This window comes from Paenibacillus lactis (assembly GCF_017873605.1).
GTDB classification, from domain to species: Bacteria; Bacillota; Bacilli; order Paenibacillales; family Paenibacillaceae; genus Paenibacillus_AQ; species Paenibacillus_AQ lactis.
This window is the reverse complement of sequence record NZ_JAGGKI010000011.1, coordinates 176,954-192,298: the sequence shown is the minus strand read 5'-3', so window position 1 is coordinate 192,298 and position 15,345 is coordinate 176,954. Positions and strand designations below refer to the sequence as shown.

Genomic DNA, 15,345 nt, shown 5'->3' with positions numbered 1-15,345 from the left:
GGGATATAAGGGGCATGGGGACCGGCAAACTGTTCACACAATTGAGGGAATACACGAGGTCCGTCCGGTATTTCCTATGATATACTAGTGAATTGGATACAATGGGAAAGTGGAAGCAAAGCGAGACAGGGGTAACGATTTCAACTTTACATATTTCGAGGTGTATTTCAGTGACAACTACCGTAGTTATAGGCGGAGGTATTACCGGTCTGTCCACATTATATTATTTGAAGAAAAAGCTGCAGCATGCCGGCCGTGACATGAAGCTGGTGCTGGTCGAGGCCGGCGATACGCTGGGGGGCAAAATCCGTACGGTCCATGACGGTGAATTTATTATGGAGACCGGCGCGGATTCCATCGTAGCCCGCAAAACCAATGTAGCTCCGCTCCTCGAAGAGCTCGGCTTGACGGATCGAGTGGTATACAATGCCACGGGAACGTCGTTTATTTATACGAATAAGGGATTGAAGAAGATCCCGGATGAAAGTGTGTTCGGTATACCGCTTAGCCTGAAGTCCTTGGCCGAGAGCGAGCTTGTGTCCGCCGAGGGAAAGGTAGAGGCTCTTAAGGACTATTATATGCCGAACGAGACCTTCAGCAAGGACGATTCGCTCGGACAGTTTTTGGAGGCGTTTCTTGGCAAGGAGCTTGTTCGTAACCAGATTGCTCCCGTGATATCGGGTGTGTACTCCGGGGAGCTGCATGACTTGACGATCGCTTCAACCTTCCCGTATTTGCTGGAATACAAAAATACCTATGGAAGCATCATGGGAGGACTGGCTGAAAATCGCCACAAATACTTAGGCTCCGGCAAGAAGTTCCTTTCCTTTAAGAATGGAGCTTCCGAAATCATAGATGCACTGGAAACGCATCTTTCCGATGCGCAAATCCTTAAAGGCGTTCAGGCATCGAAGCTGGAGAAGAAAGGGAGCGGCTATACCGTTTCTCTGGCGGACGGTCAGAATCTGGAGGCGGATTACGTTGTACTTGCCACGCTGGGCTCGTCGGCAAAAGAACTGCTGCCGGAGCCGAAGCTGGCTGAAGAATTTGATCAGCTGCTTACTAAGTCGCTGATTAGCGTTTACCTCGGATTTGATATTGAAGACAATGAGCTTCCTTATGACGGGACGGGTTTTATTACGGCTAAGGATACGGATCTGAAATGCGATGCCTGCACGTGGACGAGCCGGAAATGGGAGCATACCTCAAGCCAAAAGCGCCTGCTGATGCGGCTGTTCTACAAGAGCTCCAGTCTCCATTACGACGAACTGATCCGCATGTCCGAGGACGAGTTGAAGCAGGTCGCATTAGACGATATCAAGCGGAGCCTAGGGATTGATGCGAGCCCGGTTACATGCGAGGTCACCAAATGGCAGGGTAATATGCCGAACTATCACTTGAAGCACCGCCATGTGGTTAAGTCGCTGGAGGAAGCAATGGCAAGGCATTACCCTAACGTGCTGCTGGCCGGATGTTCGTACTACGGCGTCGGCATCCCGGATTGCATTGCGAACGGGGAGCGCACGGCTGGTCTAATTATGGAACGGGTGGAGGACTCGTTTCGAGGTTAATCGTTTTAGACCCAAGCATCATGCTCTTACACCCCAGTGAGAAATCGTTCGCTGGGGCTTTTTTTATGTAAGTACAGGTTGAGCTTGGTTAGTAAGAAGGCTTGAGCATCAACTTCAAATTTATCGTCAGACTAATTTTCCCCTCATAGCTAACCTTTTGGCTGCTAGATACGTTTATTACCATAATCAGTGAATTGGCTCGGTCGGACATCACATTAGCAGATCCCGAAAAGCGTGTACATCGAACGGATAAAATCTATAATATGTTTAAACCAAATGAAGTCTGGAAAATAGCATCGATACGAACTAGTTTTGCAGCCTTGCACGAAAGGAAGTGCTTCAAGTGACGATCTATATTGCACTGCTGAGGGGTATCAACGTCGGCGGACACCATAAAATCAAAATGGCCGATTTAAAAACGCTGCTCGAGGGCCTCGGTCTGTCCCGTGTCCAGACGTATATACAGAGCGGTAATGTATTGTTTGAATCGCCCAAATCTAAGACCGAGCTGAAGGAATTATTTGAGAATGGAATCCGCGAGGCCTTCGGTTACTCCATTTCGGTCATATTTCGAACAGGGGAGGAAATGGAGGACATCATTCGGAGCTGTCCTTTCTCGGAAGCGATGATACAGGAAGCGGATGAAGCTTCGGCTTTCGTCAGCTTTTATGTAGGAATGCTGCCGGATGCCCCTTCGCAGGAAGAAGTGGACAAGCTCGTTGCAGCTGCGAACGAGGAAGAAACGATCCGTTGTATAGGCAGCAATATTTATTTGCTGCTTAAGAAAAGCGCCAGAGATTCGAAGCTGACCAATCAGCTGCAGAAGCTGAGCGTGCCGGTTACGATGCGCAATTGGAAGACAACGAACAAGCTGGCACAGCTGGCGGCAGCGATGAAGCCTTAATGGATGTCCGGAGTTTGAGATGATCGCTTTGCGTGACCAGATGCACTGAATATCTCTTATTTAGGCATGTCGCATTGTCAAAAAAATTGAATAGACCTGATTCATTCCTGGTGGAGCGGGTACATTTATAACAAGTGGGAAGTGGAAATGTCAATCGACGGACGGAAGAACAGAAATGTCATTCCGAAAGGAAGTTGATTCGCCATGAACACTCGTAAAAGGAGAAGAAGAGCGAGATTTCTTCGTTACTTCTCAGGCAAGGCACCCTAGCAGTTGGAAAGTAGCTGCATAGTAATTAAGGAATATTGACCGCTTCCCACATAAAGATCCTGCACATATTGTCGCAGGATCTTTTTTTGCGAGTATACGGAACGGGTTGAACGGTTGAAGGAATCGAAATTGATGGCTGGTGGTTCACTATTGAAACTCTTGAATTTGTTTGAGCACATTCATTAGATCATCAAGATCTCCAATAGTAGCTGAGACATTGAACAGATGATCGTTCATCAATAAATGTGCGGCTTTTCTATGTTCACCATCCACATATACAACGGTATGACCATTGATATCGGTAACTTCTGTCGGTTCTTTATAGAGCAGCTGCTATTCCTATGGAAAGCAGAATGGATTTTTTCATGGATTCACCCTCCTAGTATTTATTGAACGGGGCTTATTCCAAAAAAATAAGTAGTTTTGGAATTAAGTTATAAATATAAACACCTAAACCAGATCAATAGTTAGGCAGCGTTGGGAAATTTATGTATTTAGCATGAGACAATTTCGATATAACGCGAGAAATACTTTAACACTCCCTTAACAGTAGTCGGAAAAACTATAAATGTAATAATACGAAAGCAAATACGCTACGCACATCAAGTAGACTTTTATACACGGAATCACCGGAAGAAATCCGAAGATGTCCTGTTCAAAAGGACTAGTAATTTCGTTGGTTACTGAGACTTTCTGATCATTTATCAAAATTTACATAAAGTTGTTTAAATAGACGCTGAAATATGCAATTATGAATCTGGGAGGTGATGAATTTCAGATATGCCTAGGATTTGATAAGCGGGCGAACAACCGGTCAAATCCAATCCACGTGATAAGCGAGGGAATCATTGTGTAAGCGCTTTAAAAATTTGGAGATCCCATGGAGACCTGGAGAATTGGGAAACTGAATTGATTGTTCACTACATCATTTTAGGAGGTTTTCCATGTCAAAGATCGTTAGGAATCGTTGGTTGTCATGTCTCTTGATCGTAAGTTTGGTGATGTCAGGATGGTTTGCTTCAGGCTACGGACAAGCTTCGGCCAGACCGGGCCAACCATCAAGCGGGATGCCGGTGCTGTTAATCACGGAGCTCGTGCCGGATTCGACGAATGTAGGAACGGCGGACGGCTACGAGTTTATCGAAGTATACAACAACACGGATCAAGTGATCGATTTCAGTCATTACAAGCTTCGGTACCGCTACTTAGAGAGTGATACCCTTTGGGCCCATGTTCCCGATGAGGTAATGATTGAGCCTGGAGGCACGCTCGTCTTCTGGATCATCAACGGTCAGAACAATCAAGCAACGGTCGACGATTTTAATCGAAATTACGGCACAAATCTGACGGAAAATACCGATATCGTTAAAATATTCTCCGGAGGCATGTCCAACTCCCGTATGAGGGAGCTGGTCGTTGTCACGAACACCGGCCGTCCGGTGGTGTCTGCATTCTATAATGACGGAGAAGTTCAGAATGAAGAGGACCTCGGCATCTTTTATAAATACCCCGAGGACGGCAGCATCAAGATGCAGCGCATCTCCTATCGTGAGCACAAAGCGACGCCAGGCAGTCTGCAGCACTCCATCGTTCCTTCGGAGCCGGTGCATGTTCAAAATTCCAAGCTTCCTTCCGTCGTGAATCGTACGGAGACAAGCGTCGTTTCGCCGGGGGAAGACGTGGACATTGCCGCGGAGCTTAGCAGTGATTACCCGATAACTACATTAGCGCTTTCGTATCGGGTAGACGGGGAAGAGGAAGTCAAGGTCGTGCAGCTTCAAGAAAGCGAACAAGGTTACCGGTATACCATTCCGTTCCTTGAGCTGCTGGGACATCACAAGCTGGAGTATTTCTTTACGGTGTCCGACTCGTATAAAGAACAGAACAGCAGGATGTATAAGGTTGATCTGACAGGCAGCTCTGCAAAAGAGCGACTGAACGTAAAAGATAATGAGTTGCTTGGCGGAACGGCCTATATCCGCGGATCGTCGGATCGGGTGCCGGCACAAGAGCTCGAGCTCTATATTGACGGGAAGCTGGTGCAGGGCGCACCGGCTATGGAGTTCCCCGCATATTTTGTCTTTGAGGGCGACGGTATCGACGATGGCGTCAACACGGTAACGATCGGCAAGGATGTGCTGCACCGGACCGAGCCCGATATGGATGGCTATCAGACGATCGTTGTACCGATTGAGCCGGAGCGGCTGTCCAGCGGCCTCCAAACCATCACCCTCAGAGCGGGGGATAATGACAAGACATATTTCGAGGACGATAAGCCGACAGGCAACATGGACGATTTTAACGCCCGCAATGTCCGGCTCCTGCTGAGCGATGGAACGGAGCTTCGTGACCCGAACTACAGCGACCCGGCTCTTGTGCATGATCTGGGTGATGACGGCCGGTTTCTGCCTTATGTCGATTTCACCTTCGATATTCCGGCAGACCGATTAACCGCAGTATCGTATGCTTGGGATACGACACAGGCAGCGGACGGACCCCACAACGTCATGCTGAAAGCCAAAAAGAAAACCGCAACAGCAACAGTGCTGGTGGACAATGCAGGGCCAAGCATTCTTCCGAGTGTTGAAGAAGGCAAGGAGTACAAAGGAAGCTTCACCATCAATGTGACCGCGAGTGACAGTGTATCCGGCATTGATACGCTGCAGGCCAAGCTGGACGGTCAACCGATTGATGTTCCTTATGCTACCTCTTCCGCAGCATTACAACCGGGAGCACATCAGCTGGTCGTTGCTGCAGCCGATAAGGCCGGCAATCGTTCGGAACAGACCGTCACCTTCCATACGCCGCAGGAGCACCCTAACGCGCCTGTTCCCGTGTCTCCTGCAGATGGGGAGACTGTTGACGGATTACAGCCGGAGTTAAAGGTTCAGGTAAGTGACCCGACAGATGATGAGCTCAAAGTATCTTTCCACCAGGCTTACCGTTACGACTCGCTCAGTGAAGGACGGGTTACCGTATCCAAGCATGCCAGCGATGAGGAGCCGCCGAAGGTTCGGCATCCGGAAGGCGAGGAAGCGCTAAGCCAGGAAGAGCTTGAGCGGATTTCGAAATCCAATGACGAGTATGTCACGTTGGATTCGACGTCCAAGTTTCCATACTTAAGATTTAATGTAGAGCTGGAGCATGCGGTTGAACCTGGCGATCAGGTAGAGGTGGTGTGGGAAGGGCATACGGTTGCCGGCCGGAAGGTGACGATGTATGCCTGGAACCATGCTGCCGGCAAGTGGACGGAAATTACGAAGCATATCGCGGCTTCGGAGGATGACTTTACCCTTCGCGGGGAACTGGCGGCCTCGGAATACATTAGGGATAATAAGGCGGACATTATCGTTCAGGACGAAATCCCATCCCGCGGCGATTATGACTATACCTTCGTCTGGGTGTCCGACACGCAATTCCTGACCGAGCTGTATCCGCATATTCAGCAGCAGCAGTTCGATTGGATCGTAAATAATATCGATGAGATGAATATGAAATATTTGTTCCACACCGGCGATATCGTGAATGATCCGGCTGCCCAGTATCAATGGGAGCGTGCCGACGGATACATGAGCATGCTGGAACAGGCGGATCTGCCGCACGGCGTCCTGGCTGGTAATCATGATGTCGGCAGCTATGATTGGGATTATACGACATACAGCCGATATTTCGGAGAGAACCGCTATAAGGATCAGCCATACTATGGCGGCTCCTATAAGGACAACCGCGGTCATTATGATCTTATCTCCGTTGAAGGCAACGACTTCATCATGATGCATATGGGCTGGGGCATCGAAGATGAGGATATTGCATGGATGAATGAGGTGCTGGCCGAGTATCCGGATCGCATCGCATTCCTCAACTTCCACGATTACCTGCTGTCGAACGGTACACGCTCGGCCGTAGGCAACAAGCTGTATGAAGAAGTCGTTGTACCAAACCCGAATGTCGTTGCCGTCTTGAGCGGACACTACACGGGCGCGAATATGCTCAAAAGCGAATTGGACGATAATGGCGACGGCACGCCGGATCGTACAGTCTATCAAATGCTTGCGGATTATCAAGGACACGCCGAGGGCGGAATGGGTTACTTGCGATTGCTGCACTTTGATACCGAAGGCGATCGAATCATCGTGAACACGTATTCGCCATACCTGGATAAGTATAACTACTATACGAAGCCGGGCATTGACGAATTCACGATTGATCTGGATCTTGAGCCGAAACTGAAGCGTGTAGCTACGGACTCCATTCAAGTGAATCATTTGAAGGGGACTGCGATCGGCACGCCTCAAAAGGCTGCAAGCGGTGCGGAAGTCGCACAGAGCTGGGAAGGGCTTGAAGCGAATGGAACGTACTCTTGGTATGTCGTGGCCGAAGACGAGTTTGGCGGCAGAGCCGTTTCCGACGTCTGGACGTTTACAACTACCGGTGAGTCGTCCAAGCTTGCCGCTCCATCCAAGCTTAAAGCGCAGAAGGTGACCACTTCCTCGGTTCAGCTTGAATGGGAGCCGGTAAAAGGCGCGGAAGATGAGACCATCCGATATCATGTATACATGGACGGCGAACGAAAGGCTACTGTTACCGACAGCGTATATGAGATAACCGGACTTGCTCCGGAAACGGCGTATAAGTTTACCGTCACGGCAGTGAATGCCGAGGATATCGAATCACAGCCGAGTGAGCCGTTAACCGTTAAGACAGCAGCTGAAGCAGGTGCCGAGGCTGAAAAGGGAGCTGAAGCGGGGGCAGGAGCCGAGGCTGAAGAGGGAACGGAAGCGGAAGCAGAAACCGGGCTTGAGGAGGGAACCGAAACTCACTTGGAAGAGGGAGCAGCTGTTTGAGAAGGAAGTTCGTCTATTTAATAAAAAGATGTCTTCCCCGGCAGGTGCAACCGATTCTAGGGATCGTACAGCACTAAATGCGATTCATGCGCTGTTCGGCACAGCATAGCGCCGGAACCCCTAATATCCGATAATCCGGTGGCGGATTGTAAAACGTGGCATAAATCAAGGCCCTGTAATATTAAAATTACAGGGCCTTATTTTTGTTCATGCAATCGAACGAATTCATAACACATAATGCTTACTGTGCGAAGTACTGAGATTCGCTTCAAACATGTTGTCGATTTCTGGTTATTGCAGTTTACACCCAGCGGCCGCCGCGGAAGACCGGCTCAATCGTGCCGTCTTCGAGCACGCCGTCAATATCGAGCTCCGCGGATCCGACCATGAAGTCCACATGGGTTAGGCTGACATTGGCTCCGTGCGCAACAAGCTCCTCCTTGCTCAGCTTGGTTCCGCCTTCGATGTTAACCGGATAGGCGCTGCCCAGCGCAAAGTGGCAGGAAGCATTCTCATCGATTCCGGTGTTGTAGAACACGCGGTTCAGCTTAGAGATCGGAGAATCATGCGGGACGAGCGCCATTTCGCCTAAATAGGAGGCCCCGTCATCCGTTTCGAGCAAGGTGGTCAGATGTTCGCGGCCGGCTTCAGCATCATACTCGACCACTTTGCCGTCCTTGAAGGTCAGCTTCAAGCCTTCCACCAGACGGCCGTTCAGATTGAGCGGCATGGTGCTGGTGACCGTTCCATTGACCCCGGTGCGATGGGGCATCGTATAGATCTCTTCGGTCGGCATGTTGGCAACGAAATAGACGCCGGACTCATTCTCGTCGCCGCCGCCGAGCCAGCGATAGCCTTCCGGCATATCGATATGAAGATCCGTGCCCGGAGCGCGGTAGTGGAAGCTCTTATAGCGCTTGGCATTCATGTGGTTCTGCTTCTCCTTCAGCTGGGCGATATGCTCGCGCCATGCGGCAACCGGATTGTCGCTGTATACCCGGTTCATCCGGAATACGGCATCCCACATCGCCGGGATGCGCTCTTCCTCCGGCAGATCGGCATATACCTTATCGGCCCAGGCGCGGGTCGGCGCTTTAATCAGGGACCAGCTGATTTTGTTATTCCGGACGTAGGCCTGGTATTTCTCGTTCGCCACCGCTGCGGCTTTGACGGCAGTGGATACTTTGACGGAGTCGATGCCCCGGAACAGCTCAGGATCCGGCACCTTGATGCGAAGAATCGCGCCGCCGCCTGCTGCGAGCTGCTCCATCGCGTCAGCCTGCCACTGCGGATAGTACCCGAAGGAATCGGCCGGTGCATGCTCGTACCGGATTCGGGTGACCCTCTCGTCGTCCCAGTCGACCTGCACGTACTTGGCGCCGGCATCATAGGCTTTGGCAACGATAAGCCGGGTCAAGTCTGCCGTTTCAATCGGTGCGTTGACGATCAGAACCTGGCCGGGCTGTATGTTAACGCCGACCTTCACGACCAGTTCCGCGTACTTCTCCAAATTTTTCTCGAAAATGTCCATATGTAGAAGCCTCCATTTCTGATGTGCACTCTTATTCTACCACGATGCGGCGAACGCTAGCACCGTTCACATCGCAACTTATAATCATCTTGATAAAGTGTGACACTCACCTGTCATATATCCCCCTGTACACTGTACTTAGTAAAAGTTGAAGCTTATTCGAGAAGGAGTGTATGAGAAGTGAAAAAAGAACAAACCAGCCGGCTATCCGTGGTGCTTGCCGGTCTTCTCCTCAGTATTTTGATGGCGTCGATGGACAATACGATAGTGGCTACAGCGATGGGCAATATCGTCGGTGAGCTGGGCGGGCTGGATCATTTTGTATGGGTCACCTCGGCTTACATGGTGGCAGAACTGGCCGGCATGCCGATCTTCGGCAAGCTGTCGGATATGTATGGACGCAAAAGGTTTTTTATCTTCGGGATGATCGTGTTCATGCTGGGCTCGGTCCTTTGCGGCACGGCGGGTTCGATCACGGAGCTGGCGATTTACCGGGCCGTTCAAGGCATTGGCGGCGGTGCGCTAGTGCCGATTACGTTCGCGATCATGTATGATACGGTTCCGCTTGAGAAGCGGGGCAAGCTGATGGGGCTGTTCGGTACGGTGTTTGGTTTATCCAGCATTTCCGGACCGCTTGCAGGCGCTTATATCACGGATCACATCGCTTGGCAGTGGGTCTTTTATATTAATCTGCCCCTGGGCGTTCTTGCGTTCCTCATGGTCACCGGGTTCTACCGGGAATCGCATGCCCGTTCCAAGCAGCCGATTGATTGGGCTGGCGCTGTTACCCTGCTGACGGGTGTCATTTGTTTCATGCTTGCGCTGGAGCTGGGAGGCAAGCAGCTGGCGTGGGATTCGTGGATGCTGCTAGGCTTGTTTGCGGCAGCGGCGGTAATGCTCGTGCTCTTCATATTGGCGGAGAGAAGGGCGAAGGAACCGATCATTTCATTCGGCTTGTTCAAAAATAAACTGTATTCGACCAGCGTACTATGCGGATTGTTCAGCGGGGGCTCATTTATCGTGGCATCGGTTTATATCCCGATATTTGTGCAAGGCGTGCTCGGCGGAAGCGCCACGAGCTCCGGACTCGTTCTGCTTCCGATGATGCTCGGCTCCGTCATTACCGCGACCGTTAGCGGTTTTCTGATGACCAAGGTATCCTATCGCAACATTATGATTCCGACCCTTGTGTTGTTTGCGGGCGGGATGGTGCTGGCTTCCACGTTGACGGCGGAATCCGACAGATTCATCGTTACCTTGTATATGATCCTGATCGGTCTTGGCATCGGCGGCTCATTCTCGGTGCTTAGTACGGCCGTGATGCACGGTTTGTCTTATACCAAGCGCGGGATGGCAAGCTCAACCTTTAATTTTACGCGCTCCGTCGGAATGACGATTGGCATTACGGTATTTGGCCTGATCCAGAGCAGGACGTTTCAGCAGTCGCTGACAACCGGGGAAGGAACCAAGGATCTGCTGAAGGAAGGGTTATCGCTCTCGGACCCGCATGTCCTCCTTTCGCCGGATACCCGCACCCTCATCCCGACGGATCTGCTGAAGCCCATTTCGGAACAGCTCGCTTCCTCCATCGCCGCCACATTCGCCTGGGCGATCATTCCTGCCGTGCTGGCGCTGACTGCAGCGATGCTGATGGGACCGAAGAAGCTGGATGCAACAGCCGAGGTTAAAGATGAGACGGAGGTTTACCCTGGAAAGGAGAAGGGGGCTGCCGAGGATTCCGATCGAATGTTAGGAGGCCCAGTGCCTGAAGCCACACATTAACGGAACAAAGATATGAGTTGACATCCATCCATTTGTTCAACTTATATATTTAACGAATACAGCTGAATGTAAACGTCTTTCAGTTATAACGAAGACTGCCCGCCGGATCTGTGATCCTGCCGGGCAGTCTTTTTTTAATATAGGGTCAGCTCTTAATTGCCCCGGCGGCAATATCGGATATAAACTGCTTGCTGATGAACAGGAACATCACGATGAGCGGGATGACCGCGAGCAGCGTACCGGCGATCACCATGGAATAGTCGGTGGTATAGATGCCGTTCAAGGAAGAGAGCGCCACCTGAAGCGTGAACTTGTTCTCATCGTTCAGGATGATGAGCGGCCACAGATAGTCGTTCCAAACCCCGATGAACGTAAAGGCAGCCAAGAATGACAATGCCGGCCTTAATATCGGGAGCGAAATATTCCAGTAGAGGCGGAAAAAGCCGCAGCCGTCGATTTTTCCGGCGTCCAGCAGCTCGGACGGCACGGACTCCTGGGCATACTGGCGAATCCAGAAAATCCCGAACGCATTGACCATGCCCGGGATGATCAGCGCTTTATAAGTTCCCACCCAGCCGAATTCCGCCATGATGACAAAGGACGGCACGAGCGACAGCTGAGCCGGAACCATCATGGTTGCGAGGAGCAGGACGAACAGCCATTTTTTGCCGGGAAAATTAAATTTTGCGAAGGTAAAGCCGGCGAGTGAATCAAAGAACAGCACCAGCAGCGTGCAAGCGGAAGCGACGAACAAGGTATTCCAGAAGGCTCCGAAAAAGTCGATGCTGCTCAGAACTCTCGCGATATTATCGAAAAGATGAGGGCCGAACCACAGTTTCGGCGGAAAGCTGTAGATTTCCGAAGTGGTGCGTGTCGCCATGACGAGAAGCCAATAGAAGGGGAAGATCGACATGATCAAACCGGCGATTAACCCGAGATGCAGCAATATGGATTTCCATTTCAGCATGAGATTCACCCCTATCATCAGTCATTGGAAGGCTTGCCTTGAACCATTCGCCAGTTCAGGATCGAGAAGAGCGCAATCAGCACGAACATTCCCCAGCCGACAGCAGCGCCATATCCGAAGTAGTTGTGCACGAATGCCTCCCGGTACAAATACAGGACGATGGTGAGCCCGCCGCCGCTGACACCGCCGTCATTGCCTACAAGCACCTGCGGTTCGGTAAAGACCTGCATGCCGCCGATCGTCGAAGTGATAACCGTAAACAGAATGATCGGCCTGAGGTTCGGGATGGTAATTTTGAAGAAGGCCTGGATTCCCGAAGCGCCGTCGATTTTGGCGGCTTCATACAGCACGGACGGGATGCTCTGCAGCCCTGCCAAATAGATGATGGCGTTGTAGCCTACCCATCTCCAGATCACCATAACGGAGACGGCAAGCTGGATGCCCCATGTTTTGTTCAGCCACTCGACGGAAGGAATGCCAAACAGGGATAGCACGTAGTTAAGCAGACCATAATTGTTGGAGAACAGCGTTCCGAAGACGATGGCGACGGCAACGAGCGAGGTGACATTGGGAAGAAAATAGCCGATTCGAAAAAAAGTCCGAAAGCGCACAAACGCTGCGTTCAGCAGGAAAGCGATGATCAGCGCGAAGAACAGCATCGGGATCGTCGAGTAGACCCAGATCAGCAGGGTGTTTCCGACTGCTTTCCAGAACTCGGGATCGGTCAGCATGAATTGATAGTTATTCAGGCCGTTAAAGGTCATTTCTCCGATGCCGTCCCATTTCTGAAACGACAGGAACATCGAGAAGGCGATCGGGAACAGACCGAAGATGGCAAATACGATGAAAAAGGGCGAGATGGCCAAGTACTCCTTACGATGCTTCCATATCTCAGACGTCAACCGATGCTTGGGCCGGGGATGACTAGGAACAGCTTTTTGTTCCGGAGGAGCAGGGTGATTCAGCATGGAATTCTTCATCTTGTGTTTACCTCCCGTAATCCGATGGGATATGCGTGTCCGCGGTGCAGCCGTGGCGATTCTTTACGTATCGGAGCCATCAGCGCAGAAGCTCCTTCTTGACCCGCGCGAGCGCGTCGTTCCAGGCTTTATCCGGGTTCTTGCCTTCCAAGGCGACGGAGGAAAGCTCCCGGCTGACAATGCCGTTCAGATTGCCGTGTTTACCGCCGAAATAGGCTGGCTTGACGTTCATCGCCGAGGCGGAGAAGATTTCACCCGTCGCCTGGTTCCCGAAAAACGCCTCCGGCTTGCTCATCACAGGGGCGTCCAGCGCCTTCGTAGCGGAAGGGAACAGATTCATCTTATCGAAGGATTGAATCTGGTTCTCCGGATTTTGAATCCAGCGGATGACATCAAACGCTTCCTGCGGATATTTGCTCGTCTTCATGATCGCCAGGAAGGAGCCCCCGTTGTTGCCGTCGCCGCCCGGCCCCCGGGCAACTCTCCATTTGCCCGACGTATCCGGAGCAGCCTGCATCAGGATTTCTTTCATCCATACCGCCCCGACAAAGGAAGCGATCCGCCCGTTATTCATCGCGGCATTCCATTCGGAGGACTGGGTGCTGGCATTGGCGCTCAGCTTCATCTCAGCCGCTTTCACCGCCAAATCCCATGCCGTTTTCATGGAGGAATCGGCTGTATCCCCGATAAACGTATCATCAGGATTAAAATAGATCCGGTCCGACTGGGCGTTTACTTGGTTATAGATGTTATTGATGTTATCCAGCATTTTTACTTTATTATCAAAATGCTCCTGCAGCTTCTGCCCGGCCTCGAAATACTGATCCCAGGTCGCCAGCTGCTCATGGACCTCATCCGGATCGGATGGAAGGCCTGCCTCCTCGAACAGATCCGCACGATAGAATAGCGCTGTCGGCCCCGTGTCAATCGGAAGCGCTATCATTTCTCCTCCTGGAGTTACGCCGAGCCTCCACTTCCATTCCAGGAAGTCCTGCTCGATTTGCTGCGCTCCCAGATCATACAAGTCATAGAAGCGGTCGGAGCTTGTAAACAGCTCGGCAACCCAGTCATTAAAGGCGACAATATCCGGTCCTCCCGAACCGGCAGCGAGCGTTGTTTTGAGCTTGGATTTGAAATCGCCTCCGATTTTTTGGGCATCGATTCGGATGCCGGGAAATTGCTGCTCTGCTGCTTTGATCAGGTCGTCGTCCAGGCTTCGGTTCCAGTACCAGAGCGTAAGCGTTTTCGTTTTCTCCGTCGGTGTCGTACCGGCGCAACCGCTGATCACCATGATCAGCATGAGTAGTCCTAAGCATACCGTCCTGCGAATGTTCACGATCGTCGGCCTCCTAACGCGGTGAAGTCGTTGATGATTAAATAGTATTCAGCTACCTCGCTCATGTGAGCAAAAGTAAGGTTATTACTTATATAAATAGTAGACGAACCCTTGAAACATTCCATATGGAGACATAAATCGAATTGATTTAGAGAAGATAAAGGAGTCCATGAAGCAGGTGAAACGTTATGCTAATCCGCAAGACGCAGCAACCCTTAAACGTTTGATTATAGGGTGAGCTGCTGCGGCGAAGGTTCATTAGACTGCATTTCTATTGCTCCTGCTTGGCAAGTTTGTTATATTCCTTCTACATAGAGCAACAGCGCATGAGCGATTGCTGGTTGTGTGTTTCGAGTTACTTTTTCTAGGGGGCTAGAACTATGGCGACTATTGCGGTTATATCCGACATTCATGGCAACATTCCTGCACTTCGGGCCGTTCTGAACGATATGGACCGGCGGGGAGTGGACCGGATCTTCTGTCTCGGCGACCTCGTCGGCAAAGGCCCGGACGGGGATATAGCGGTCGATCTGATACGGAGCCGTTGCGATCGGGTGATTAAGGGCAACTGGGACGACTTTATCGGGAATGAAACGGACAATCCGGTGCTGCAATGGCATCAGAACAAGCTGGGGGCCGAGCGGCTCGAGTACTTAAGCAGACTTGCGTGCACCATTGAATTCAAAATGAGCGGCAAACGGATCCGGCTGTTTCATGCCTCCCCTCGAAGTGTATATGAGCGGATACAACCCTGGGACGATAAGGGGAAGCAGTTATCGATGTTTGAGGCCTCGGATTTGTGTGAAACCCGGGAAGAGTCCGACGTCGCCGGTTATGGTGACATCCACAACGCGTTTATTCACCACCTGGATGGGAAGATCCTGTTTAATACCGGCAGCGTCGGCAACCCACTTGAGCTATGCGAAGCCTCCTATTGTATTATGGAAGGAGAGCTTGGGAGCGAAGACCGTGCTCCGTTAAACATTCAGTTCATACGTGTTCCGTATGATATAGAACAGGCAGTGCAGGATGCGCTGCAATCGGGCATGCCTTCCCCGGAAGGGTATATTATTGAGCTTCGAACCGGTCGTTATCAGGGCCGCAAATCTTAAGGCGAGCGAATCGAAAAAATACAAGCAGCCCCGCACCGATTTTCGCGA

Annotated in this window: 9 protein-coding genes; 5 read left to right on the top strand and 4 right to left on the bottom strand. The window is 51.2% G+C overall.

Features of this window, described 5'->3' with window-relative positions; all coding sequences use genetic code 11:
* Nucleotides 1-170: 170 nt before the first annotated feature.
* The 3 genes from J2Z18_RS20140 to J2Z18_RS20130 all read left to right on the top strand — a co-directional run bounded on the left by J2Z18_RS20140 (nt 171) and on the right by J2Z18_RS20130 (nt 7,589).
* On the top strand, nt 171-1,571 hold the full coding sequence (locus tag J2Z18_RS20140) for a protoporphyrinogen oxidase (protein WP_210095211.1): 1,401 nt from the start codon (nt 171-173) through the stop codon (nt 1,569-1,571).
* Between the two features lie 343 nt (nt 1,572-1,914).
* Nucleotides 1,915-2,475 (top strand): DUF1697 domain-containing protein, encoded by a 561-nt coding sequence (locus tag J2Z18_RS20135; RefSeq protein ID WP_007128378.1) that lies wholly within the window; start codon nt 1,915-1,917, stop codon nt 2,473-2,475.
* A 1,214-nt stretch (nt 2,476-3,689) separates the two neighbouring features.
* The gene (locus tag J2Z18_RS20130; RefSeq protein WP_210095210.1) at nt 3,690-7,589 is read left to right on the top strand and encodes a lamin tail domain-containing metallophosphoesterase family protein; all 3,900 of its coding nucleotides are present in this window, start codon (nt 3,690-3,692) and stop codon (nt 7,587-7,589) included.
* Nucleotides 7,590-7,890: 301 nt separating this feature from the next.
* Here the strand turns inward: J2Z18_RS20130 and J2Z18_RS20125 are convergent, their stop codons facing one another.
* The gene (locus J2Z18_RS20125; protein WP_210095209.1) at nt 7,891-9,120 is read right to left on the bottom strand and encodes an aminopeptidase; all 1,230 of its coding nucleotides are present in this window, start codon (nt 9,118-9,120) and stop codon (nt 7,891-7,893) included.
* 180 nt (nt 9,121-9,300) lie between these two features.
* On the opposite strand from J2Z18_RS20125, the gene J2Z18_RS20120 reads away from it, so the two are divergent.
* Entirely contained in the window at nt 9,301-10,902 is a 1,602-nt protein-coding gene (locus J2Z18_RS20120; protein WP_210095208.1) for an MDR family MFS transporter, read from the top strand.
* Between the two features lie 145 nt (nt 10,903-11,047).
* On the opposite strand, the gene J2Z18_RS20115 is transcribed toward J2Z18_RS20120, so the two are convergent.
* The 3 genes from J2Z18_RS20115 to J2Z18_RS20105 all read right to left on the bottom strand — a co-directional run bounded on the left by J2Z18_RS20115 (nt 11,048) and on the right by J2Z18_RS20105 (nt 14,185).
* Nucleotides 11,048-11,869 (bottom strand): carbohydrate ABC transporter permease, encoded by an 822-nt coding sequence (locus tag J2Z18_RS20115; protein WP_210095207.1) that lies wholly within the window; start codon nt 11,867-11,869, stop codon nt 11,048-11,050.
* A 17-nt stretch (nt 11,870-11,886) separates the two neighbouring features.
* Entirely contained in the window at nt 11,887-12,849 is a 963-nt protein-coding gene (locus tag J2Z18_RS20110) for a carbohydrate ABC transporter permease (protein ID WP_007130278.1), read from the bottom strand.
* A gap of 79 nt (nt 12,850-12,928) precedes the next feature.
* The gene (locus J2Z18_RS20105) at nt 12,929-14,185 is read right to left on the bottom strand and encodes an ABC transporter substrate-binding protein (RefSeq protein WP_210095206.1); all 1,257 of its coding nucleotides are present in this window, start codon (nt 14,183-14,185) and stop codon (nt 12,929-12,931) included.
* A 380-nt stretch (nt 14,186-14,565) separates the two neighbouring features.
* Between J2Z18_RS20105 and J2Z18_RS20100 the strand changes: the two genes are divergently transcribed.
* On the top strand, nt 14,566-15,297 hold the full coding sequence (locus tag J2Z18_RS20100; protein ID WP_007130276.1) for a metallophosphoesterase family protein: 732 nt from the start codon (nt 14,566-14,568) through the stop codon (nt 15,295-15,297).
* Nucleotides 15,298-15,345 lie beyond the last annotated feature (48 nt).

What these genes read in the sequence shown, in the direction of transcription:
- J2Z18_RS20130 (WP_210095210.1), top strand. Translation starts at nt 3,690, where the DNA reads ATGTCAAAGATCGTTAGGAATCGTTGGTTGTCATGTCTCTTGATCGTA.
- J2Z18_RS20125 (WP_210095209.1), bottom strand. Translation starts at nt 9,120, where the DNA reads ATGGACATTTTCGAGAAAAATTTGGAGAAGTACGCGGAACTGGTCGTG.
- J2Z18_RS20115 (WP_210095207.1), bottom strand. Translation starts at nt 11,869, where the DNA reads ATGCTGAAATGGAAATCCATATTGCTGCATCTCGGGTTAATCGCCGGT.
- J2Z18_RS20110 (WP_007130278.1), bottom strand. Translation starts at nt 12,849, where the DNA reads ATGAAGAATTCCATGCTGAATCACCCTGCTCCTCCGGAACAAAAAGCT.
- J2Z18_RS20100 (WP_007130276.1), top strand. Translation starts at nt 14,566, where the DNA reads ATGGCGACTATTGCGGTTATATCCGACATTCATGGCAACATTCCTGCA.